General features: G+C 38.8%; 17 protein-coding genes. All 17 read right to left on the bottom strand.

Annotation, left to right across the window (positions count from 1 at the left end; all coding sequences use genetic code 11):
- Positions 1-3: 3 nt before the first annotated feature.
- On the bottom strand, positions 4-1128 hold the full coding sequence (locus tag O3603_RS05705; protein WP_371521404.1) for a tetratricopeptide repeat protein: 1125 nt from the start codon (positions 1126-1128) through the stop codon (positions 4-6).
- Between the two features lie 89 nt (positions 1129-1217).
- Positions 1218-2477: a hypothetical protein gene (locus O3603_RS05700; protein WP_314519112.1), complete on the bottom strand. Its 1260-nt coding sequence runs from the start codon at positions 2475-2477 to the stop codon at positions 1218-1220.
- 162 nt (positions 2478-2639) lie between these two features.
- On the bottom strand, positions 2640-5219 hold the full coding sequence (gene gyrA, locus O3603_RS05695) for a DNA gyrase subunit A (protein WP_371521402.1): 2580 nt from the start codon (positions 5217-5219) through the stop codon (positions 2640-2642).
- Between the two features lie 196 nt (positions 5220-5415).
- Positions 5416-8172 carry an outer membrane beta-barrel protein gene (locus O3603_RS05690; RefSeq protein ID WP_371521400.1) on the bottom strand — a complete coding sequence of 919 codons (2757 nt, stop codon included), beginning with the start codon at positions 8170-8172 and terminating at the stop codon, positions 5416-5418.
- Between the two features lie 491 nt (positions 8173-8663).
- Positions 8664-9176, bottom strand: coding sequence for a hypothetical protein (locus O3603_RS05685; RefSeq protein ID WP_371521398.1), 513 nt, complete (start codon positions 9174-9176; stop codon positions 8664-8666).
- Complete coding sequence (locus O3603_RS05680) at positions 9173-11143, bottom strand: NAD(+) synthase (RefSeq protein ID WP_371521397.1); 1971 nt, start codon at positions 11141-11143, stop codon at positions 9173-9175. Before O3603_RS05680 ends, O3603_RS05685 begins: the two co-directional genes overlap by 4 nt.
- A 14-nt stretch (positions 11144-11157) precedes the next feature.
- Positions 11158-12378, bottom strand: a complete 1221-nt coding sequence (locus tag O3603_RS05675) for a DUF2027 domain-containing protein (protein WP_371521395.1) — start codon at positions 12376-12378, stop codon at positions 11158-11160.
- A gap of 132 nt (positions 12379-12510) precedes the next feature.
- Positions 12511-13782 carry an S-adenosylmethionine:tRNA ribosyltransferase-isomerase gene (locus O3603_RS05670; RefSeq protein ID WP_371521393.1) on the bottom strand — a complete coding sequence of 424 codons (1272 nt, stop codon included), beginning with the start codon at positions 13780-13782 and terminating at the stop codon, positions 12511-12513.
- Positions 13783-13790: 8 nt separating this feature from the next.
- Positions 13791-14486 carry a phosphatase PAP2 family protein gene (locus O3603_RS05665; protein WP_371521391.1) on the bottom strand — a complete coding sequence of 232 codons (696 nt, stop codon included), beginning with the start codon at positions 14484-14486 and terminating at the stop codon, positions 13791-13793.
- Between the two features lie 38 nt (positions 14487-14524).
- Complete coding sequence (locus O3603_RS05660) at positions 14525-17089, bottom strand: BatD family protein (protein ID WP_371521389.1); 2565 nt, start codon at positions 17087-17089, stop codon at positions 14525-14527.
- 11 nt (positions 17090-17100) lie between these two features.
- Positions 17101-17793 (bottom strand): tetratricopeptide repeat protein, encoded by a 693-nt coding sequence (locus O3603_RS05655; protein WP_009434213.1) that lies wholly within the window; start codon positions 17791-17793, stop codon positions 17101-17103.
- 8 nt (positions 17794-17801) lie between these two features.
- Positions 17802-18797, bottom strand: a complete 996-nt coding sequence (locus O3603_RS05650; protein ID WP_371521387.1) for a VWA domain-containing protein — start codon at positions 18795-18797, stop codon at positions 17802-17804.
- A gap of 55 nt (positions 18798-18852) precedes the next feature.
- On the bottom strand, positions 18853-19809 hold the full coding sequence (locus O3603_RS05645) for a VWA domain-containing protein (protein ID WP_371521385.1): 957 nt from the start codon (positions 19807-19809) through the stop codon (positions 18853-18855).
- A gap of 17 nt (positions 19810-19826) precedes the next feature.
- Entirely contained in the window at positions 19827-20858 is a 1032-nt protein-coding gene (locus O3603_RS05640) for a DUF4381 family protein (RefSeq protein WP_371521383.1), read from the bottom strand.
- Entirely contained in the window at positions 20855-21727 is an 873-nt protein-coding gene (locus O3603_RS05635; protein ID WP_036894612.1) for a DUF58 domain-containing protein, read from the bottom strand. The genes O3603_RS05640 and O3603_RS05635 overlap by 4 nt, the downstream gene beginning before the upstream one ends.
- Before the next feature lie 57 nt (positions 21728-21784).
- Positions 21785-22780: a MoxR family ATPase gene (locus O3603_RS05630; protein ID WP_155716488.1), complete on the bottom strand. Its 996-nt coding sequence runs from the start codon at positions 22778-22780 to the stop codon at positions 21785-21787.
- Positions 22781-23153: 373 nt separating this feature from the next.
- Positions 23154-24818: an AMP-binding protein gene (locus O3603_RS05625; protein WP_009434188.1), complete on the bottom strand. Its 1665-nt coding sequence runs from the start codon at positions 24816-24818 to the stop codon at positions 23154-23156.
- Positions 24819-25191 lie beyond the last annotated feature (373 nt).

The raw sequence follows: 25191 nt of genomic DNA, 5'->3' as shown, positions 1-25191 counted from the left end.
ACCTTAATCGTTTTCACTCTTCTGATATTTTGTTACTAAAGGCTCTAACTCCTCGGCCTTTATTTTATCATTTAGTATTGTATAAGTTAGGTAGAGCGGTGCTATCCAATCAACTTTGTTTCGACGTGGATCTTTTGCCCTTACACGTTCTAAATAGGTACGAGCCTCTGCAAAGACTTTCATAAACTCATTATCCGAAACATTCTCCCCCTTCTTTCGTTTTGCCAAGACAGAATCACGTAAAACCATCCCTAAACTATTCAAACATACCCCTATATTATAAGCCACTGGAATATTACTAGGATCGATCTCATCCGCTTGCCTATACGCATCTATTGCCTCTTCCCAACGTTCGGCACGCATAGCAATCTCTCCTTTTAAAATCCAAGGTACAATAGAATTTGTATTATTTTCTAAACAATCATCTACAAAATCTTCTAAATTAAATCTTGGAGTTGGATTCTGATAAAATTTCATAATCCATGAAAAATAGGTTTCATTTGTTGGATCTGAACGATACAATCTCTGTATAACTGATAAATAACGAAGAGAGTCTTCAGCATTTACCATTTGATCGTGCATACATTGAGCTTTTATCTCTGCTGAGGCTTGGGCACTCTCATCATATTGCATGGCTATATCAGCATACTCATTAGCCATCTTTAAATTACGAGATTTCAAATAAAAATAAGCTAAATAATATGCAGCAACCCCTGATTCGTCTACATTGTCCTTTACTAATGGCGATTTTCTAGTTTCTAAATAGAGCTTCAGGGCATCAATCCCCTCTTGCTTTAAATAAGACTTTTTATAAAAATATTTCCCTGCATCAATCAGCATTGGATGCAATATAGACAAACGTTTCTTATTCTCCTCCTCATACTCTGGTAAGATTTTTCCTTTTCGATTAGGCATTCTATCAAACTCATCACATTTCAGTGAATATTCTACCCCATCAACAACTGTCTTAAAAATGGTAATAGAATCCCTATCCGATTGTTTCTCTATTTTGGAAAAAGCGTTCCTAGCTAGGCGATTAAAAGACTCCGCTTGCTTATGCATATCTTGTGCTTCTACAATTTGAATGCAGAATAACGCACATATAAATAGTGTTAGTAGCCTTCTCATTTATGACATTTTAGTTAAAAAAATTTCCCCTCTCATGTATATTACCTAAGAAGATAACTTACACATAAGAGAGGATTTATTACTGCTGATTATTGTACACCAGCGTCAGCAGCTGCTGCTAGTGTCTCAGGAGCTTGAGCACCCTTTACAAAGTAGTAGCATCCATAAAGAGGATAAGCCCATGAAGACTTTTGCTCTTTGAGAGTGTCAAGTTTCTTTGCTGTCTCAAGATAAGAGATAGCCTTGTTATATACCTCATTAAACTGAGCACGAGCAGCTGGAGAAAGAACTCCCTTAACAGCAGCTACACGCTCTTGAGCCTTATAGAACCAGCACTGACCAATTGAAGCATTGATAGCAATCCTTGCATTGTCATCCTTTGCTTGTTCCAAAGCCTTAGAAAGGTAATTAGCAGCTGTCTCATAGTCTTTCTTTTGACTTGCAAACTGACCCATCATTACTAATGCACCATAACTGTTAGGATTCTTTGCTAATGCTGAATTTACGATTTCTTCAGCCTTATTTTGCATACCAAGTGCACTATAAGTAGAAGTCAATGTGGTCAATACTGCATCATTCTCAGGATCTTGAGCATAAATACCAGCGAGCTTGTCAGCATAATTTAAAGAATCTTGACGTGTCTTGAGTTGTGAACCTAAGATGGCTAGCTGTAATTGTTGAGCATCTTTCGCACGATCTTTGCTCTTCAAAGCATAAGATACATACTTTTCTGCCTTCTTGAAATCCTTATTCTGATAAGCATAATAAGTTGCGAAGTAAGCAATCTCATTCAAGTTTTCATCCTTAGACTTATCAAACTTTGAGAACATTGGCTCATCAGCAGAGTCTACGTAACGAGCAAGATACTTATAAGCATTTGCATCATCCTTAGCACCCTGATAGAAGATACCACCATTAATAAGCTGACCACGGAGTGGATAGAGCTCATCAGCAATACCTGTATACTTAGGCTTAACCTTACCCTTTGCGTTAGGCATATTGTCATACTTAACAATCTCCTCAGCAGCATCGAAAGCCTGACCTACAGCCTCGTAGAGACCTTTCTCATCAACAGCTTTGTTACCTTCCTTACCCATTTGCTGGTTAGTCTGGTTCTCAAGCTGAACACCCTGCTCTGCACTTACCTTTTTCATAGCAAGTTGATAGAGCTTGTCATAAGCCTTTGCCTTCTCAGCATTGTCTGTAAGCTGTCCGAGGTTAGCCTTAATGAGCTCAGCAGCCTCTGCGTAGCTCTGTGCCTTAAGGATTGCCTTCAGTGGCTCGCTGTCGCCAGCGAATGCAGCAGATGTACTGAGTAACATCAATGCTGCGAACATTAACTTCTTCATATTAGTGATCTTTATTAAAAGGTTTATAATTCTATGTTAATTCTTAATTCAGAATCCTATGTTAATTCTTAATTCATAATTCAGAATTCATAATTATGATTACCGTTGTTTCTATGAGCTTTGAAACAAGCAACTCGTCAACTTGTCAACTCGTCAACTCGTTTACTCGAAATCAACAGGTGTCACCTCTGTATTATCTACTGATGATGCCTCTCCCTTAATATCCTCATCAGTGTTTGGGAGGTCTTCACGACTATCATCCTCAACCTGTGATTCCATCTCAGAGCTCATCACCTTACATACAGATGCGATGACATCATTCTTCTTAGCGAGGTTTATTAGGCGCACACCTTGTGTTGCTCGACCCATTACGCGGCATTCGGCAACTGACATACGAATAACAATACCGCTCTTGTTGATAATCATCAAGTCGTTATCATCCGTAACGTTCTTGATGGCAACAAGTTTACCAGTCTTATCCGTGATATTCAGCGTCTTAACACCCTTACCGCCACGATTAGTTAATCGGTAGTCCTCTACCTGTGAGCGCTTTCCGTAGCCCTCCTCAGATACTACCATAACCGTCTCGTTAACAGGGTCATTAACAACAATCATACCAACAACTTCGTCCTGACCATCTTCGTCCAAACGCATACCACGTACACCTGTAGACACACGGCCCATAGTACGTATATTTGACTCATCGAAACGACAAGCACGACCATTGCGGTCAGCGATGATAAGTTCGTTATGACCATTTGTCAGACGAACGTCTACAACCTCATCTCCCTCATTGATGTTAATAGCAATCACACCATTGGTACGAGGACGTGAGTAAGCACGGAGAGAAGTCTTCTTAACGATACCCTGCTTTGTAGCAAATACTACATAGTGAGAATCGAGGAAGTCGTCATCATCCAAACCCTGAATACGCAAGAATGCGTTAACAGAGTCGCCCGGCTCAAGTGAAAGCATATTCTGAATAGCACGGCCCTTTGAATTCTTATCACCCTCTGGGATGTCATAACACTTCATCCAGTAGCAGCGTCCCTTACGAGTAAAGAACAGCATTGTCTGGTGCATTGTTGCTGGATAGATATATTCGGTGAAGTCCTTCTCACGTGTACGAGCACCCTTAGAACCTACTCCACCACGAGCCTGCTCCTTAAAGTCTGCAAGTGGAGTGCGCTTGATATAACCAAGGTGACTAATAGTAATAACAACAGGGTCATTAGGATAGAAGTCCTCAGCATTAAATTCATGCTCATCAGGGATAATCTCTGTACGACGAACATCTCCATACTTCTCCTTAACCTCCTGCAACTCTTCCTTCATCACTTCCTTACAACGCTCAGGGTTATTAAGAATCTCCTGCAAGTCCTTGATGGTTTGCATCAATTCCTCAAACTCTTGATGCAACTGGTCAAGACGCAGACCTGTAAGCTGTGACAAACGCATATCAACGATTGCTCTTGATTGAAGCTCATCGAATTCAAAACGCTTCTCGAGGTTTCTTTGTGCCTCTGATGGTGTCTTGCTGGCACGAATAATACGTACAACCTCATCAATATTATCACAAGCCTTAATCAGTGCTTCTAAGATATGTGCGCGTTCCTGTGCCTTCTTCAAGTCGAATTGTGCACGACGGATAGTTACATCATGACGATGTTCAACAAAGTACTTAATACACTCACGAAGGCTCAACAGACGTGGACGACCCGCTACCAATGCGATACAGTTTACAGAGAAAGAACTCTGCAATGCTGTCATCTTGAAAAGCTTATTCAGAATGACGTTTGCATTGGCATCACGCTTCACATCAACAACGATACGCATACCCTGACGGCCCGTTTCGTCATTAACGTTAGAGATACCCTCCAACTTTCCTTCCTTCACGAGGTCAGCGATATATTCGATAAGCTGCTGCTTGTTAACTCCGTAAGGAATCTCTGTCACAACAATCTTATCGTGGTTCTCATCGCTCTCAATCTCAGCCTTAGCACGCATTACGACACGGCCACGACCAGTCTCATAGGCATCTTTAACGCCTTGAAGACCATAAATATAAGCACCTGTTGGGAAGTCTGGAGCAGGAATAAACTCCATCAAACCATCAGTAGATATCTCTGGATTATCAATATAAGCACAACATCCATCAATAACCTCACTAAGGTTATGCGTAGGAATATTTGTTGCCATACCCACAGCAATACCATTACCACCATTAACAAGCAGGTTAGGAATCTTTGTAGGCATCACAGCTGGTTCGCGCAACGTATCGTCGAAGTTGTTGACCATGTCAACCGTATCCTTCTCGATATCGTCCATAACGTGCTCACCCATCTTTGAGAGGCGGCACTCAGTATAACGCATCGCAGCAGCAGAGTCACCATCGACAGAACCAAAGTTACCCTGTCCATCAACCAACTTGTAGCGCATATTCCAGTCCTGCCCCATACGCACAAGCGCACCGTAAACAGAAGAGTCACCATGTGGGTGATACTTACCAAGTACCTCACCGACAACGCGGGCGCACTTCTTGTAAGGCTGGTTGCTAAAGTTACCGATACCGCGCATACCGAAGAGGATACGGCGGTGAACAGGCTTAAAACCGTCACGAACATCAGGGAGGGCACGTGCCACAATCACCGACATTGAGTAGTCGATGTAGGAGCTTTTCATCTCCTCCTCGATGTTGATCTTCATAATTCTGTCCTGATCAATTGTCTGATTTTCGTCCATTATATATTTTTTCTGTTATAAATTTCTATCACTTTAACGAGCTCATCCCCATAAGGCTAAAATTGCCCACAATAGCCTTTATTTCCTTTCTGAGCCGTTTTCGTACTTTTTCAAGGTGTAAAGATACGAACATTTTTTGATACCACAAAGGGCTTATAACGAAAAAATGTTATCAAGACATATTATTTCAAGGGCTTTATTTCTTTTTAGGATTTACATTAAATCTCCATGACAGGGACAACATTACATATCGTGGAATACTATTATTCCATGTTTCCGTTCTTCCTTGTGCGTTCATTAAGTATTGAGTATTAGAGAGCTGACGGAGTATGTCAAAGCCTTGCAACTTAACTAAAAGTTTCTTATTTATGAAACTGCGACTAAGTTGTGCATTCCATATCCAGTCGGTAGTATTCATTTCTGAGAGCTGATAACCACGGCGAGCAAACATTGTTAGGTCAGTTGTTAATTGTAGTTTCCAAGGCAAAGTTATTTGCGCATTCATACCTATATTATAATCTCCTGCATGAATATTATTAAATCCCTCACGCTGGCTCTTGATAAGATAATATGTACCTCCGCCATGAAGTGTGAACTCATAGTTATCATCGGGACGATAATTAAGTTTCAAGACATCACTTATTTTCCAGTTATTTACAATACTTCGTTGACTTTGTGTAGCCCCTTGTACCATTGCCATGTCAACGTTATGATTATAGTTAAAAGATGCTTGATTATCAATACTTAATTTCTCTTTTTTATCCAGCGGACGAGTATATCCTATTCCTAAATCCATGCGATAATTACCATTTACGCTAATGGGCTGAACGGTTGAAACACCTGTTTGTTTATCAAATACAAGACTATAAGCCACAGCATTATCCGTCTGATGATAACCCATATTAATGTTAAGGCGACTATGTTTCTTCCCCTCAAATGTCTTACCACCTTCTATGTCATAATAATGAATATTACGAAGCTGCGTATTGCCTAATATAATATTCATAGGATTGCTATCGTCACGATAATTAACCATCGTTGTAAGGTCAGGTAATTCAGAATTTATCTTAGCTTTTATCTCCCATGCGTTACCCCTCAACCATATATTAGGTTCAAAGAATATACTCTGCCGAGACACATCGTGTCGTCCCATACGTTGATAATAAAGGTTGGCATGAGCTATACGAACAGGCAGATTTACACTTATCTCACACTTCAAGAGTTTACTATGCAAATCTCTATAGCAGAAGTTAAAGCGATGACTATTTTGATATTCTGTAAAGTGATAAGTATTCCCATTATCAAGGACTGTAGCCAAGATGTTTGTGGCAGAGGGCAATCTATCGAACAAGCTGCTATCACGTCCAGAAATCTTATCAAGACGATAGAGTGGATTATCCGTTTTTATATAAGAATATGCGTAATTATACTCAGGTTGTAAGCTAATATTTCTAAAAGTCCAAGTATAACTGATACCAGCTGATAACTTAAGGTTTTGATTAAGGCGGTTTATATATTGATTACGATAATCACGTGGAAGGCTATGCTGTAGATAGGTCAAATCCTGTAGAGAAAAGGTCTTTTGCGTGTTACGGTTATAATTGATTCCAAAATTCCACCTAATCATATCAGCAATAATGCTGATACCATTTCTATTTTGAAGATTAAAATCAACATTCCTCGATTCAAGGCTATTTGCCGATAGCATACGGTTAAGTAGTGATTGATTATCAGAAGTCTCAATACTACTATTATTTAAGCCATGACTATGGGTATATGAAAAAGAAAGGTTATTAATCGTATAATATTCGTCTTTTTGGATACATAAATTGCTGCCCGCTGACCAATTTTCAGAACTTCCTAACGACTTATACCTGCTATGCTGATAAGAGTCTCCACCATATAAAAACGTTTGTTTTGAAGAAAGAGATTCGTCATCAGTATTTGTATGATTCCAAAGGCTACTAAGGTCGAACCAAGAAAATTCATTTCCTAAAAAGCGCATATATTGAGCACCAACCGTTTTAGTCGTCTGCAATCCACTCCCTACATCTTGTGGACTCCACTCGCCATTGAGTGCCGCTCGCTGATTGTCGTTAAGGTTGTTGCTATTGGCAAATATTCCGATGCGTTCTTTGTCAGAGAACTTTATGGCTAAGCCACGTAGCTTATATCTGTTGTTCGAACCTGCACCAGCTTCAACGTTACCCATATAGCCTACGGCATACTCCTTCTTCAGCTTTACATCCATCACATAGTTCTTGTCGCCCATATCACGTCCTGCCAACTTTGAAGCTGCTCCCGACTTGTTAAAAACCTTGATTTTATTAACCGTATAGGCAGGTAGATTCTCCAATGCCAACTTTGGGTTTCCACTGAAAAACTCTCGTCCGTTGACTAAAAGGCTTTGAATATACTTGCCATTGACGAATATTTGCCCATCTTTGGTCAGTCGTGCGCCTGGCAACTTGCTAATTAGCGCATCGAGCATGCTCCCCTCTGCAAGGTTGAAAGCATCAGCATTATAAACAATCGTATCGCCCGCAACAACCATCTTAACCTTTGTAGCCTTTACGGTCACTTCTGCCAATTCGTGCGCCTTTGCCAATCGTATAGGCTTTACAGATACAAAAAACTCACGCTTACTCCTCAACACACAGTGCATATAGCCGTCCTCATACCCCTCAGCACTTGCACGTACGATGTAATTCCCGACTTTTGTCAAGTGTTCAAAGCGGTAGAATCCCACATCTTCTCCAGCCTCTGCAGGATAGGTAATCATACTATCAATGACCACACTGTCTGATGTCATCAAGTAAACTTTTGCCCCTGGTATTCCTTCCCCTGTCATGTTGTCAAGTACTCTACCTTGAACAGGGATTGCGTCATCTTTTGCATGTACATTACTGCAGCAAAATAATAACATTAACAACAAAAGTAGTCCGTTTCTCATAAGATATTTATAAATAGATTTGTTTTTGATAAAGATTGCTTAATGAGTTCACAAAGATAAGTAATATCCTACAAAAAACGAAGAAAATGAACGTAAAATACTAAAATAACTATTTCATTTTAGGTATAGAATAGATTATTAAATCTAAATATCCTCTTCGTACAGAAACAGAAAGGAAGCAAGCAAGAATGTTAATATTTTTCCTCTATTCCAAATGTATTAAGGCTTAACTACAGTCGAACTAAGCCTTTATTGCCATCTAAAAGACGCCCTTTTAGCATGTTGTTAACGCCTTTCTTAACTCTTGTTAGGCGTCTTCTCTAACGCCATCTATAACTATCTAAGAACGAGATAGTTGTAAGAAAGATTAAAAGACCTCTGTTTCATTCCCCAACCCAACTACTCACAAAACAGTGTAAATATATTTTATCACATTCAATAAATAAGGTAGTTCTTTTACTCCAAGTAAAAGAAAGCCTACAATAGCAAACTTAGTTATGGAGTTCTAAAATATATATATCCGACCACACCGTTACATCAACAATCACAGAGCTGCCCTCACGCTGAAAACGAAGAACATTAGTCGCAGGCTTCACATGCTGCAGCTGGTAGCCATGTGCCCGAAGACCAGACACCAATGTATGATAATATCCCTTGTCCCAAAAGACGATTTGCAACGCTCCTCCCCTATCGTCAATGACAGCAAGGCTTGAATTATCCTTCTTTGCAAAGAGCCTGTAGAAAGGTTGTTTTGATTGGTCGAAGTCAGCATTAGGACCGACGTGCCACCCCCACAACTGACGTGTGTCATCAGCTACTAACTCTGTCGGAATTCGTCTGAGTCCATACTTACTGAAAAGATAAGGTGCAACCGTCCGCTTCCCTTTCTGCACCTGATATTGCAGTAATTCAAGCACAGGCAACGGAAGTAAAGGAAGATTCCCCTGCGCAGGTGTGCACAGAGGAATCAGTAGGAAGATAAGTTGAATGATTATTCGTTTCATGACAGTCCTTCCAACTCATTGAGCCAGTTGGTTGACATTGCATCAGAAGGCATTCTCCAGTCGCCACGTGGTGAAAGACTCACGCTGCCCACCTTTGGTCCGTCTGGCAAGCATGAACGCTTGAATTGCTGGGAGAAGAACCTGCGAAAGAAAATGCGCATCCAATGGAGAATGACGCTGTCGGGATAAACTCCACGAAAGGCATTCTGTGCCATCCAATAGATTTTTGAAGGGCGAAAACCGCAGCGAAGAACATAATAGAGGAAGAAATCGTGAAGTTCGTAAGGACCAACAAGGTCTTCTGTCTTCTGTGCAATTTCTCCCTTATCATCAGCAGGTTTTAGCTCTGGTGAGATTGGAGTTTCCACGATGTCTATCAATGTCTTACGTACATTTTCATCCTTAGTTGTGTCGGCAGCATAACACACAAGATATTGCGTCAGCGTCTTTGGCACACTCGCATTTACGGCATACATACTCATATGGTCGCCATTATAGGTACACCATCCCAAGGCAAGTTCGCTAAGGTCGCCCGTACCAATGACAAGTCCGTTCATCTGATTACTCAAATCCATCAAAATCTGCGTACGCTCACGAGCTTGTGCGTTCTCATAAGTAGAATCGTGTACCTCTGGGTCATGACCAATATCCTTAAAATGCTGCAAAACAGAGGCTTTAATATCAATCTCACGAATCGTGATACCGAGATGTTCCATCAGTGCCATTGCATTCTTATAGGTTCTGCCCGTTGTTCCGAACCCTGGCATGGTAACACCAACAATCCCCTTACGGTCAAATCCAAGCTTATCAAAGGTCTTGACAACGACAAGGAGGGCAAGGGTGGAATCAAGTCCACCACTGATACCAATAATTGCTGATTTGCAATTAGTATGTACCAACCTCTTAGCCAATCCACTCACCTGAATATTATAGATTTCATCGCAAGCCTCCTGCATATTCTCTGTCTTAGGAATAAAAGGATGCTGGTCGAACTCGCGTGTCAGCGTAAACTCACGCATAGGCTTGAGCGGTGGCAAGCAATCTACGTGCAAGGCAAGTTCATCAATCTGACCAGTAACACCAGCTAATCCTGACGCAACAGGACGTTGCGCGTTGACAAAGGTACTATTGGTACGACGTTCGCTACGTAAATTTTCAATATCAATTTCAGATATAACTAACTGTGGGTCAATCTGAAAACGCTCTGACTGCTTAACAAGTGAGCCATTCTCAAAAATCAATGCATTTCCGCCAAAGACAACATCCTGCGTACTCTCACCAAAACCACTACTACTATAAACGTATCCGCTGATAGTACGTGCGCTTTGCTGGGCAAGCAGTGACTTCAAGTAGGTATGCTTTCCGATGAGTTCGTCGCTGGTAGAAAGGTTGAAGATAATCTCTGCACCTGCCAAGGCAAGATGATTGCTCGGTGGTGTTGGTGCCCATACATCCTCACAGATTTCTATGGCAAAGGTAGCCCCCTCTGACGTACGGAAAATCTGCAACTCTGGTGTCACGCGAATATTATTCCCTGCAAAGAGAATGTGCTGTGGGCGCAAGTCTTGTGAAGATGCAAACCATCGTTTCTCATAAAACTCGCTATAGTTAGGCAGGAAGGTCTTTGCTACGATGCCTAAGAGTTTTCCTTGTTGAATGACCAATGCGCAATTAAGGAGCAATGCTCCCACAGCTACAGGCGCACCGACAATGACGGTGATATCTAATTGGCGAGTAAATTCGAGCAGATCGATGACAGCCTGCTCAGTATCGTCAAGAAGAAGTTGCTGCTGGAAAAGGTCTTGACAAGTGTAACCCGTTATTGAAAGTTCTGGGAAAACGATAATCTCTACGCCTTGCCCTTCAGCAATGGCAATCTGCTTTTCTGTTTCTATAAGGTTGAATTTTGTATCTGCAACCTTCACTGCAGGAATAGCTGCAGCCACCTTTATAAGTCCGTGTTTCATATTGAATGAAAAAATTATTTAATTGTTACCTGAGTAGCTCCGTAGCCGTATTCACGGAAAGAAGCATCTTGGTAAGAATAATGTTTGTATTTATAATTAAGTTCATGAATGATTGCATGGCGCAATACGCCTTCGCCCTTCCCATGAATGAAGATGAGTTTCTTGCCACGATGCGCCTTGTATTGTTCGAGCGTACGACGGAAGACATCTAATTGATATTCAAGAATATCTGCCGCTGTCATACCCGCTGTTGTCTCAAGCAATTCGTCAGCATGAAGGTCTATTATAATTTTGTCATCGCTGAGAATCTGCTTTGCTGGCTTCTTACGCTCAAACTTATAACGCTTGGAGAGTTCCTCCGTCTTCTTATCAATCTCTTCTTCTGACAGACGGCTTGGTGACGCATAACCCACCTTCAACTTCTCTGTGGCTTCGTCCTCACCTTTCCTTGTTAAAGGTTCCAACATCGGGTGCTGAGCAGGCTTATCCTTCTCAATCAACGTGTATATCAATGCTGGCTGCTCGAAGAAGACACTTTCGTGGAAAGTATTGAGCTTATAGAACTTCACGGCATCAATCTTTACCTGAAGATCACAAGTAGGCTTGAGTGCGAAAGGCTTATCCTTCTTATAACTGTGAAGCTGAACACATCCCTGCAACATATCGTTGAGGTCAGCAAGCGTGAAGTCCTCAATCAACAACTTCATATTTGGTTCCAATTCGCCAACAGCCTTCAATACCCACTTATCTTCCTGCTTTAAAGAGTAGGAGAAATGAACATAATAATTTGAATCATTGACAAGATAAGACTTGAAGTGCGTAGTCGTGAGGTTCTTTATATCGGTAGGTGTGAAAGCAAGATAAATAGACAACTCATCACCACCAATACGTTCTCTCACTGGAGCTTCAAAATTAACGGAAGGGTCATCATGCGGTTCTATGTCTGCATCAACATCACGCCAATCCTCTCCTACTTCCTCTTCTTCAGTTCCCGAAGCTGTCAATCGTTGCTTAATGCTACGATTGTCCTCGCCTTTCTCCATCTTGCGTTGCTGCTGGTCGATACGCAGTTTTGCACGGTCAGTAGCGGCATCCTCAACAACAACAACCTCACTGGCTACTGTTGGAATCTGAAAACCGTCTTCATCTTCAACCAACACTATTTTACCTTTGAAACCAGCAATAACTCCACCACCAGTAGAACTTAAAAATCTAACTTTATCACCTATTTTCATCCTTTTTCTTCTTAATGTTTATAAAGAATACAACCAATATCTTATCAATTAGCTGCATTTCCTCCCTCTTTTAAATACCAAGTCTACTTATAATAAATAAGTTTTATAAATCCTCACGCTGAGGGAATAATACTATGGTATCAATAACGAAGAATCTCCATAGCTAAGGAAACGGAAATCATGGCTGAGGGCATAATCATAAACCTTACGCCAATCGCCCTTTACGAAAGCACTCACCAAAAGCAACAACGTTGATTGTGGTTGATGAAAATTAGTTACAAGTGCCTTGACTATCTTATAAGTATAACCAGGAGCAATGATAATCTGTGTACTTGAATGTAACACATTTAATCCGTCTTTATCCAAATAAGCAAGTAAATGACGAATAGAATTCTCCGCAGTTATCACCTTACCATCCACTTCTACCAGTCCATCTGCATTATGTGGTAAATCGTATGGCTCCCATTGATTTACATGAAGGTCCTTCTCTATTGTATTTGGAGATAACACTAACTTTACCCCCATATAATAAAGGCTTTCCAGTGTTCTCACACTTGTCGTTCCGACAGCAATAGCATGGCAATTATGCTTCAGTAGTTTCTCTAAGGTCTGACGACGAATAACGACAAACTCCGTATGCATGCTATGCCCTTCTATCTCCAGACTCTTCACAGGCTTGAAGGTTCCAGCACCCACATGAAGTGTAAGTTCCTCACGATCAACACCATGCTCATCCAAAGCTTTCAGTACTTTATCGGTAAAGTGAAGTCCAGCTGTAGGTGCTGCCACTGAACCTTTAATCTTTGAATATATGGTTTGATAAGTTTCTTTATCACTTTCCTCTGTAGCACGGTTAAGATATGGAGGAATAGGTAATTCACCTACGACTTCAAGAATTTCAGCAAATGATATATTTGAATTATCCCACTCAAACTGAATCCAATGATTAGTTCCACCAGCTTGCTCCTGCACCTTGCTGCGGTCCATTGTCGCTGTGAGCGTCAGTTTTTGTCCTTTTATTTCAAATGCACGTTTTAATGCACCTTCCTTCCACTTCTTAAGATTTCCAACCATACAAAGCCATGCACACTCGTGATTTGTTTGAAACATCAACTCATAATCCGTTGGCTGTGCAGGCTCCATCAAGAAGACCTCTATAAGTGCTCCCGTTTCCTTACGGAAGTGCATACGTGCTTGAATAACTTTCGTGTTATTGAAAACCATCAACGCTCCCTTAGGCAAATATTCAGGAAGATTATAAAAAATGTCCTCCGATACCTCACCATGCTTATAAAGCAAAAGCTTACTATGGTCGCGCTCTGTCAACGGAAACTTGGCGATGCGCTCATCAGGGAGTGGATAGTTGTAATCAGAAATGCTAATATGTTTTGTATCTTCAGACATAATTTAATTTATATTGATAAGACGGCACGAAAAGCCGCATAAATAAATGACAATATAAGTACACTAATAACAACGTCTATATCTGCAAAGCTATAACCTGTTCGCGTATATTTTGTCGAAATATAGTGTAATTTGTCACTAAAACGAATATAAATGCGAAGGTATAAAAAATAAATGAAAACAGCGACGCTTGAACCAAATATCATCCCAACAAATACATCGGAAGGGTAATGAACACCAAGATATGGACGTGTTAGGGATACCATAATGCTCCATGCAATCATTAAAATAGAAAAGATACGGTCACGTACCAATAAACAGAAGAATACTGATATCACAAAGGCATTAGCAGTATGTGACGAGAAAAAGCTATACCCATCAGCCATATAATGGTTTACAGCCACAACAATTCCCTGTAAGTCTGGATTATTGAGAGGACGTGGTCGGGCTACAAGTGGCTTAACAATACCAAGATTCACACCATCAACAATCAATAATCCTATTCCTATGGTACCGACAATAAGCATTATCTTCCACCAATTTTCATTATTTTTTATAACTAAATAAAGTAAAGCTCCATACAACAATATCCACGTATAGGCAGAAGTCAAAGTCACGACTAGGTTGTCTAGAAACAAATTATTGCTTCCATTCAGAGTAAGTAGTACGCACTTATCAATTGTATGTAAGGCTTCAAAACTCATACAAAATTAATGACTAATAAACTTATATATAAAACTTATTAAATTGCTTCAATACAAGAGGTTTGTACCCAACCTTGTCGTCCATTATTAAGTTGAACACCTGTCCATTTACTCAAACCTTGATCAGTAATCTTTACTTTAGACCCTTCATGAAGAATGAATATCTCTTTAGACTTTTGATCAGGTGTTTCTCTTACTACAGCAGATGGTAACATTATGATACCATGATTACTTGCATCTAACAAACATACTTGTTGGATGGCAAAAAATGTGGTAAGAATAAATAGGACAAAAAATAAAGGGAGTGTTCCTCTTGACAATTTCTGTAGAAGTTCTTTCTCTACAAAAATATATACCACTAAAGATACTAAAGCCAGAAATAGAGAAATAAGACTCAAATAAGCCCAACTATCTACACTTAATAGATTTACAAGAGTCTTATACCAAGTAACGAAAAACATTTCTGATTCTGGCGTTAACTTATCAATTGTTTTTGATTGAGCCAACTGAAGATTAAAACGAATGTCATCATCACTAGGAGCCAAACGTTGGGCACGTTCATAAGCTAGTACAGCATGAGGTATATTATCGAGACGATAATAACAATTTCCTAAATTATAGTATAAAGCCGCAGACTCGCCTTGTTCCAATAACTTTTCATATCCCTTTACAGCTTGTGCATAGTTGCCCTTTTGATATAATTTGTCAACATCTGACTTAGTTTGAGAGAAGGCATGGATAGGGAGAGCTAATAAAACTATCATCAAGAAGGAAAGAATATTATTATTCTTAGACTTCTGAACCTTTACTTTTTTAATCGTTTCTTCCATCTCTGAAATGGCTTCCATTGCTACATCAAATGTCTTTTGCATATTCCCTTTCTCATTTCCAGGTGCATAACGCTCATACTCACATTCATCTATAGCCGTAATGAACTTGTCTATAACCTCCATAGGAACATTAATAGCCGTTAATTGCTCACTAATATTATCATGTGACAATTGTTCGACTGGGAGATTTAATTTATCACTAACATAGCCCCAAAGTGCTTGTAAGATTTCATCATAGAACTCTATATTTCTCCCTTTCATCTTTAATAGATTGGCTGAATGCAAACGAGAAGTTGCTATCCTACTTGCATTTTTTCCTCGCTTGAGAACCATATCAACACGATGAGCGAAACGGTCCTTATATCTATAAGCTAAAATAGATCCACTAACAAGTAGTAACAAAAGAATAATATAATATGGAATAGAACCAAAGAAGAAATGACCTACCTTATCCAATGCACTATCTCCAACCTTCAAAGGTAAAATATCTTCATTAGGTAAATCTACTGATAAAATATCTTTAGAACTACCATCACCTCGCATAACCTTCAATTCCATCGGAGAAGTCTGAAGGGTAACATACTTATGCTGAACCAAGTCATAATAAACAAATTTAACTGGAGGAATGGAAACAACTCCTTCTTGTTGAGGAACGATAACCTGATCATAAATTATATTTCCTTCAACTCCATTTTCTGTTAATTGTGTCTTGTCGGTAATCTTCACATCGTATTTTTCAAACCCCTTAGGTATCTGAATAATAGGTTGTTTTATCAATTTCAGATTTCCTGCTCCACTAACTACAACACGAATAGAAACAGGATCACCTGCTTTTACTTCTTTCTTATTTAATTGCCCTGAAAGGTTAAAATGACCAACACCTCCAGAGAAATCAGAAGGAGGAGTTGGTAATGGTAAAACTTTTATCGACAAGCCAGATGCAAGAATATCTTTCTTTATATTCGTGATACCATCATCGATACCAAAAGCTTCAAATGGATTAAAATTATTACTCTCTTGAACTAAGCCATGGAAAGTTAAGGCAGGTACTTTTAAAGTTCCTGTCATCTGTGGGTACATGACATACTTACTCCATGTAACACAGTTATAAACTCGATTACCTACACGCTCTTTATGGAAAGTCTTTTGTTGTGGCAAATTAACTTCTTGGACGTGGAAACCCGTTAAATCAGGCATTTTACCAATTAACTGACGCAGATTCTTTGTTGTATAAACTTTATAAGTTAAAAGGACTGGTTCTTGTTCGTAAACTGTTGTTTTATTTGCAGAAACCTTAATGAATAAATCTTTAGAGCTAATGTGTGAGGAGGAAGAACGTGGATCATCTTGAACGTCATTGTAACTTCCCTTTGAAGAAGCATAAGCTCCCTTTGCATTACCAGATGCATTAATTCTTACAGGCGTAGATGCAATCTCTTGACCATTAACTACAATCTTCGCTGGTCCTATCCCGAGGTTACCCTTTTTTGTAGCCACAAAGACATACGCAAACGTGACTGTAGAGGAACTACTAGCATGACCATTAATAAACTGATAATTAGACTGAGAGGATGTTGCAGGTCCATATACTTTCTCAAGTCCATTAGATAATCTACCTAACTGAAATCTACGAACATCCTGAGTATATACTGTATATTCAACTTGGAACTCCTCTCCCACTGATACATGCTTAGGAGCTACGACACGAACATATTGTGCCTTCATTCCAAGCGTACATAAAAGTATGAAAAGTAAAAATATATATCGTTTCATATTTCTAATAGTTACCAATTTTTATCAAGTTTTTTATCTGAAGGTTGTTGCATTGCCTTTGCCAGCCTCTTTTGAGTCTCTTTTTCCTGTTGCATAGCCGCATTCAATAATTGTTCAGCATTACTCTTGCTCATATCATTATTATTGTTTTGAGGCTTTTGCTGAGAATTATCCTTCTTCTTCTGTTTATTATCTTTGTTCGATTGATTCTTATTTTGTTTGTTTTTATTCTGATTATTTTTAGACCCACCAGAGTTCTTCTTATTATTCTGTTTCTTCTGCTGACGTTGACATAACTCGAAGTTATAACGTGCATTATTATGAGAAGGGTTATCACGCATTGCCTTCTTATAATAATCAATAGCCTTACTATAGTTTTTCTCTCCTTGATAAATAGTACCAAGATTATTATAGCTACTAGCCTGGCGAATAGGATCTGTTTCTAATTTAGCCGCTTTCTCGTAAATCTTTTTTGCTTCTGCATTCTTATGTTGCGCCTGTAAACATCTAGCTAAATTATAATTGCCAATAGCATTATTAGGTTCCTTATCGATAGCCTTACGATAAAAGACCTCAGCTTGTGCATAGTTCTTTGAGGAAAAGTTCTTATTTCCTTTCCTAATTAACTGATTACTCGTTTGAGCATTAAGCGTAACAAACGATATCATCAAAAGACATACTATAAAATAAAGCCGCTTAAACATATACTTATTTAATACTTTCTCTTTCTTTCTAGAATAAAGACATCAATGATGAGTGATAAGACGGCAAGTAGTGCAAACGCCTGGAATTGCTCATCATAATCACTATATACAACATTATTTATCTCTCCCTTTTGAAGTTTTCCAAGTTCTCTCTCCAGAAGGGCATCAGCAACACTACTATTATCTACGTGTATATATACTCCGTGCCCTGCATCTGCTATTTTCTTACACATTTCTTCATTGAGATGTGTCTTAACAATATTACCATTGGAATCTCTCAAGTCCTCACCATTAGGCATTGGAATGGTAGTTCCTTGTGTAGAACCTATACCAAGTATAAACACCTTAATACCCTTTTCTTGCGCTTGTTTTGCCATAGCTTCTGCACCTCCCTCATTATCTTCACCATCTGTAATGACAACAATCGCTTTACCTGTTTGAGTATTAGGTGTAAAACTATGCATAGCTAAGTTAATCGCTTTACCTATGTCTGTTCCTTGTGTTCCGATTAATGAAGGATTTATATTATCCAAGAACATCTTTGCCGAAACATAATCACTCGTTATCGGTAGTTGAACAAAAGCGTCGCCCGCAAAAACGATTAAACCTAGTTTGTTCTTCGTAAACTTATTCATGAGTCCCTCAACCATAAGTTTACTCTTATCTAAACGTGAAGGTACAACATCTGTAGCCAACATAGAGTTACTAATATCAAGCGCTATAATAACTTCGATGCCCTCTCTACTTGTATTATTTGCGATCTTATTACCAATCTGTGGACGAGCTACTATCAATATAAGCAATGTCAATATTAATTCTGCCAAAACAAACTTTATCAACTTCCTTCTTGGACTTGCCATTGGAGATAATTGATGCATTAACTTTAGCGAACCAAATCGTTTAAGTCTACGTTTATTTTGGCGAAGAGAATATAGATAAATCATTGCTAATAGAGGTATCAGCAATAACAACCATAAATATGTAGGATTATCAAATCTAAACATTCTTCATTTATCACATTAAATAAGTTATTCACCTTATTATATATAGGCAAATCACTTATGGTAATCTTCTAAAAACCGTCAGAAGTAATAGTAAATCTAAACAGAAGAGGAACAATGCCAGCCATGCAAAGGGCATATAAGCCTCATGCAAATGACTATAAGCTTTTACTCTCAATTTCGTCTTCTCTAATTTATCAATATCTTGATAAATCTTGGAAAGTTCAGCTTGGCTTTGCGCTCTATAAAACTCTCCATTTGTTGATACAGCTATATTTTGTAATGTCTTATAGTCTATTGCTCCTAAATCTCCTTCTGACTCCTTACCCAAACCTATAGTATAGATTCTTATACCATATTTCTTAGCTATAGACGCAGCTGTCATTGGAGAGATAGAACCGACATTATTACTACCATCAGTCAACAGAATGATAACCTTACTCTTTGCTTTCGAGTCTTTTAGACGACTAACCGAATTAGCAAGTCCCATACCAATAGCTGTTCCATCCTGTATTAATCCTTTCACTACTAAATCTGTACGTACATTATGAAGAAGATTTAATAAAGCGGCATGGTCGACTGTCATTGGACATTGTGTGAAAGCCTCTCCTGCAAATATCGTCAGACCGATGTTATCATTAGGGCGTCCACTAATAAAATCTGAAGCCACTTCTTTTGCCACTTCTATACGATTAGGGAACACATCTTCTGTCAACATACTTGCTGAAATATCCATCGTCAACATGATATCAATTCCTTCAGCATCCTTATTATCCCAGGAGTTATACGTTTGTGGGCGTGCTAACACAATGACCACCAAAGTATAAACTAGACAACGCAGAAACATTGGAAGATGGATCATCCGAATCCTCCAACTCTTTGAGATATGTTGATAAGCGAATGTATCGCTCATCTTTATGGTTGGTTCCTTACCTTTACCACAAAGGAAATACCATAATAAATAAGGTATTAACAAGATAAGTAAAAGAAGGTATCCACTATTGGCAAATTCCATTTCTACATCAATTTACATTACACTAGAAGTCCTATAATCTCTGACACGAAATATATGAACAGAGCCACAGAACAAACTAATAATAATATGATAGCCAACTTGATAATTTTACGAGTACGCTGACTCCTTGTCTCCTCAGTCTTGTCAACTATTGGAACAATATCATCTTTCTTTGTCGTTTCTATGAAACGTACTACATTATCGAAATAGTAGTTCTTATCATTTTCACCCGTTTGGTATTTAGCAAACTTTACGAGATCTACTGTATTGAAAATTTCTTCTAACTCTTTAATATCTGTCTCTTTACATTCATCATGTAGTTTATCCAAGATTTCAGAAGAAGTCATCTCCAAAGCATTAAACTTATAACGCTTAGAGATATATCTTCTCAAGACATCAGTTACATGCGTATAATAGGTCTTTTGATCTGAATAAGACTTTATTTGTGAGCGAATCTCTTCCAACTCATTTAGTGCTTGTTCATAAGAAGATAATACACGCTCCTTCTTACTAACCTTACGTCTACTTAATGACTTATAGAGATAATAAGCAAGCCCTAAAAGTATGAGAATCAACAATCCAATTAGAATGACGGGAAGCCACTCTGCAAAAGTAAGGCTAACCTGCTGAATATCATCAGGTGGCATTGGAGTATTCTTGACCGTATCAACAGGAATAGAACGAACATCAAAGCTAACGGCTTTCGTCAAACTCGTCTTACCATTAATAACAACCTTCTGTGCAGGAATGGTATAATGCTTTGCATTCCATGCCGTCAACACATAGGTACGTTTATTCAACTGATGATTAGAAGAATCCGTAACACTACGATTCACCTTTAACACTTCCACGTCTTGTGCATACTCTTTCGGCACAATCTGTTTAGGAAAGGAAACCTTTGTACCACGGGGAACATCTACGACAATACTATAACTAGTTCTTCCACCTATTAATATATGAGTAGAATCAATACTAGCTCTAACATTTATCTGTGCATAGCTGACACCAACTATAGATAATAACGCTATTATCACCAAAAACCTTTTCATCGTCTTCTCTTTAAAAATAACGTTATCAACATCTTGACATAATCGTCATTAGTAGCTATAGCCACACTATCAACGTGACTTTGCGTTAAAGTATCATGCAATCGCTGTTCACGCTCTTCCCAATAGGTATTGTGGGCCTTTCGAACACGAATATCATGTGTATCAACATACATCTCATGTCCTGTCTCTGCATCAATAACTTTCAGCAAACCGACATCAGGCATTACCTTTGCACGTGGGTCATATACTTGAATGGCAACAACGTCATGTTTTCTATTTGTGATACGTAATTCCTGACTAAAATCCTTCCTCGTATAGAAATCGCTAATTACAAAAGCTGTACAACGACGTTTGACAACCTTATTAAGATATTCCAGTCCTACTCCAACATCTGTCTTCTTACTATTTGGCGTAAATGTCAACATCTCTCTAATTAAATAAAGAATATGTTTCCTACCCTTCTTGGGTGGGATATACTTCTCAACGTGATCAGAAAAGAAGATAACACCAATCTTATCATTGTTTTGAATAGCCGAGAATGCTAATGTAGCAGCAATCTCCGTCACACATTCACGTTTAAGTTGTCCAGCGGTACCGAAATCTAAAGAACCACTCACATCTATCACCAACATTACAGTCAGTTCGCGTTCTTCTTCAAAGACTTTTATGTAAGGACGATGAAAGCGACCCGTAACATTCCAATCAATATCACGAACATCATCGCCATACTGATACTCGCGTACTTCAGAAAATGCCATACCTCTACCCTTAAAGACAGAATGATATTGACCAGCAAATATATTCTGGCTTAAGCCTAGAGCTTTAATCTCTATTTTACGTACTTTCTTTAGTAACTCAGTTGTATCCATATACAATGATGAAAACTATCTTTTCTTACAATACACTTAACAATGAAACGAGAATCATTAAGGTACTTGCACCTTGTTAATTATCTCACTAACGATTGTCTCTGTAGTTAAGTTAGCAGCTTCTGCCTCGTATGATAAACCAATTCTGTGACGAAGAACATCATGTGCGACAGCACGTACATCTTCTGGTACTACATAGCCACGGTGCTTGATAAAGGCGTATGCACGGCTAGCTCTGGCAAGATTGATACTTGCACGTGGACTACCACCAAAGGTTATCATCTCTTTCAAGTCAGCTAATTGATAGCGTTCAGGGTATCTTGTAGCAAAGACGATATCAGTAATATACTGCATAATCTTGTCATCCAAGTAAACATCCTCAACAACCTTTCTTGCTTCAAGGATTTCTTTAGTACCAATAACAGGGCGAATTACAGGAGCATTGCCTTGTAGATTCATTCGAACGACAAGTTTCTCTTCATCTAATGTTGGATAATCAAGAACAACCTTCAACATGAATCGATCCACCTGTGCTTCTGGCAACATATAAGTACCCTCTTGCTCTATTGGATTCTGTGTTGCCATAACAAGGAAAGGATCAGGCAAGGTGAATGTAGACTCACCAATGGTAACTTGATGTTCTTGCATTGCTTCCAATAGTGCACTTTGAACCTTTGCAGGCGCACGGTTAATCTCATCAGCAAGTATAAAGTTAGAGAAGATAGGTCCTTTCTTTACGTGGAAGGTTTCGTCCTTTTGCGAATAGATTTGTGTACCAATAACATCAGCAGGCAACAAATCTGGAGTGAACTGAATACGACTATAACGCACATCAATGAGCTGTGATAGCGTCTTGATAGCAAGTGTCTTTGCTAGACCAGGGACACCCTCTAATAGGATGTGACCATCACTAAGTAAAGATATAAGTAACGAATCAATTAGATGCTTTTGGCCAACTATTATTTGATTCATTCCAGTTGTAAGGTCTGTCACAAAAGAACTCTGCCGTTCGATTCTCTCATTTAACTCTCTAATATCAATAGATTCCACCATTATCTCACAATTTATATTGTATTCTTATGTATCATTCAACGAGTCACAAAAGTACAACATAAAAGCGGATAGGGCGAATATTTGTATCTAAATTATATTAAATAAAAACTTAGTGTTGGTTTTTAAAGACTTTTTTAATTGAAATAGGTTAACGTCTATGTTTTCATCCTTAAAAAAGGTAATTAGCGAAGTGATTCTACGTAAATTTAAATAGGTAAGAAATACATATAAAGACAAATATCCTCGTCTATTCAATGAATCAATGATTCTACAAATAGGCAGGGATATTTGCCCTTATTTATATGATTGACACACTCCTACTCTAAGGCTTATGTCATTAGCACCTTAGGTGCTATAAATGTTTAAACTTATCTTATTCAGTATAGAGATAACGTTTAATAGACTTCTTCGGGGTTTTCTCAAACTCTTCTTCTTGAACACGAATCTCTGCCACCTTACAATAAGCTGGTACGATGGTATTCAACTGTGTGCGGTTTTCTTCCATTATATTCTTGATATCCTCCGCATTAAGTCCAAGATTCTGTGCTTCGTCATAGTCTGGATAAACCAAAGCTATGAGTTTCTCGCCCTTCTGAATAACCAAACATTCACTTACCAGTGCCAAGGAGTTCAACTTATCCTCTATCTCTTCAGGATAGATATTCTGTCCGTTACTACCAAGCAGTAAGTTCTTGGAACGTCCCTTTATAAATACATTACCATCCTCGTCCATTAATCCGAGATCTCCTGTGTGGAACCAACCCTCCTTATCAATGGTACGTGCAGTATCTTCCTCATTCTTATAATAACCCAACAGAACATTAGGTCCCTTAGTAAGAATCTCACCAGCTACATTAGCAGGATCAGGACTATCTATGCGCACCTCTTGATGAAGTGCAGCCTGCCCGCACGATCCTTTTGCAAAGGTATGCCAATCACGATAGCAAATGATTGGCCCACATTCTGTAGCTCCATAGCCAACAGTATAAGGGAACTCTATCATGCGTAAGAAGTTCTCGATCTCTCCATTAAGTGCAGCTCCACCGATGATAATTTCATACAAATTACCACCGAATGCTTGATAAACCTGCTCACGTATCTTTGCACGAACTTTCTTGTTTATAACAGGCATGTTCAGTAGCAAACGCATCTTGTTGTTCTGAATCTTAGGGAAGACTTTCTTGCGGATAATCTTTTCAATCACAAGGGGTACAGCTATCATAATGATAGGCTTTACTTCTTGTAATGCTTGAGAGATTATAGCTGGCGAAGGTATACGTGTAAGGTAATATACATGGACACCTGAAAGGAACTCATAAATGAACTCAAAGGACATGCCGTACATGTGTGCCATTGGGAGTATGCTTATAACATTACTTCCTGGTTTGACAACATCTCCAAGTACATGTTTAGCAAAGTCTGCATTGCTCCACAAGGAACGATAAGGAAGCATTACTCCTTTCGAGCGACCTGTAGTACCACTTGTGTAGTTAATTAACGCCAATTCATCGGGGCTTTGCTCACGATAGTAATGTACATGCTCAGGACGGAAATACTTTGGGTAACGGCGTCCAAACTCCTCATTCAGATGTTCGCGAGCATAGGTTAGTTTCTCCGTACGGCTCACTACTAAGGAGTAATCTGGAATATAAATAATACCTTCCAGCTTCGGCATCTTTGTAGCATCAATCTGGGTTACAACAACGTCGCCAACAAATAAAAGTTTAGCATCCGAATGGTTTACAATATTATGTATTTGTTCGGGCATAAACTCATGCAAGATGGGTACAGCTACTGCACCATAGGTCAACACGGCTAAGAAAGAAGCCGCCCAAGCCGAGGAGTTGCGTCCACATAAAGCTATCTTATCGCCTTTCTGTACACCACTCGCTTCAAACATGATATGTAGCTTTTCAATCTTTCTGGCAACATCATGATACTGAAGGGTCTTACCCTTGTAATCTGTAAGAGCATCCATGTCCCAGAACTTTATGATACTCTTCTCTACTAGTTCATTAAAACTCGAAATCTGTTCCATTGCACATTACTTCAATATGTGCGCAAAGGTACATACTTATTGGCACATTACAAAATAAAATGTGCATAAATAAAGGTTAGCTATCGGGGATTATGTAATGGGACTACGATTCCTACGCTGTTGTAAGTCTATCATACTTCAAGTTAAACAACAATCGTACTTCAAGTTAAACAACAATCGTACTTTAAGTTAAACAACGATTGTACTTTAAGTTAAACGTCAATCGTACTTTAAGTTAGAGAATAATTCGCTTATTTAAATCCCACTGATTTAAGAGAAATAATAAGTTAAGTAAAGAATATATAATATTGATATACAATCTTTTATAGCAATATAAATATACTATTACTATAAGTACTTTTAAAGTATTACT

The sequence above is a fragment of the Prevotella sp. 20925_1_30 genome (assembly GCF_041433025.1).
Lineage (GTDB): Bacteria > Bacteroidota > Bacteroidia > Bacteroidales > Bacteroidaceae > Prevotella > Prevotella vespertina.
The sequence above is the reverse complement of the archived record's forward strand: the minus strand, read 5'-3'. Positions and strand labels throughout refer to the sequence as shown.

Bases quoted from the DNA above. Each gene is read 5' to 3' on its own strand.
- O3603_RS05655 (WP_009434213.1), bottom strand. From the start codon at position 17,793: ATGTTTAAGCGGCTTTATTTTATAGTATGTCTTTTGATGATATCGTTT.
- O3603_RS05700 (WP_314519112.1), bottom strand. From the start codon at position 2,477: ATGAAGAAGTTAATGTTCGCAGCATTGATGTTACTCAGTACATCTGCT.
- O3603_RS05705 (WP_371521404.1), bottom strand. From the start codon at position 1,128: ATGAGAAGGCTACTAACACTATTTATATGTGCGTTATTCTGCATTCAA.
- O3603_RS05630 (WP_155716488.1), bottom strand. From the start codon at position 22,780: ATGGTGGAATCTATTGATATTAGAGAGTTAAATGAGAGAATCGAACGG.
- O3603_RS05670 (WP_371521393.1), bottom strand. From the start codon at position 13,782: ATGTCTGAAGATACAAAACATATTAGCATTTCTGATTACAACTATCCA.
- O3603_RS05680 (WP_371521397.1), bottom strand. From the start codon at position 11,143: ATGAAACACGGACTTATAAAGGTGGCTGCAGCTATTCCTGCAGTGAAG.
- O3603_RS05660 (WP_371521389.1), bottom strand. From the start codon at position 17,089: ATGAAACGATATATATTTTTACTTTTCATACTTTTATGTACGCTTGGA.
- O3603_RS05675 (WP_371521395.1), bottom strand. From the start codon at position 12,378: ATGAAAATAGGTGATAAAGTTAGATTTTTAAGTTCTACTGGTGGTGGA.
- O3603_RS05640 (WP_371521383.1), bottom strand. From the start codon at position 20,858: ATGAAAAGGTTTTTGGTGATAATAGCGTTATTATCTATAGTTGGTGTC.
- gyrA (WP_371521402.1), bottom strand. From the start codon at position 5,219: ATGGACGAAAATCAGACAATTGATCAGGACAGAATTATGAAGATCAAC.
- O3603_RS05690 (WP_371521400.1), bottom strand. From the start codon at position 8,172: ATGAGAAACGGACTACTTTTGTTGTTAATGTTATTATTTTGCTGCAGT.
- O3603_RS05685 (WP_371521398.1), bottom strand. From the start codon at position 9,176: ATGAAACGAATAATCATTCAACTTATCTTCCTACTGATTCCTCTGTGC.
- O3603_RS05650 (WP_371521387.1), bottom strand. From the start codon at position 18,797: ATGTTTAGATTTGATAATCCTACATATTTATGGTTGTTATTGCTGATA.
- O3603_RS05635 (WP_036894612.1), bottom strand. From the start codon at position 21,727: ATGGATACAACTGAGTTACTAAAGAAAGTACGTAAAATAGAGATTAAA.
- O3603_RS05665 (WP_371521391.1), bottom strand. From the start codon at position 14,486: ATGAGTTTTGAAGCCTTACATACAATTGATAAGTGCGTACTACTTACT.
- O3603_RS05625 (WP_009434188.1), bottom strand. From the start codon at position 24,818: ATGGAACAGATTTCGAGTTTTAATGAACTAGTAGAGAAGAGTATCATA.
- O3603_RS05645 (WP_371521385.1), bottom strand. From the start codon at position 19,809: ATGGAATTTGCCAATAGTGGATACCTTCTTTTACTTATCTTGTTAATA.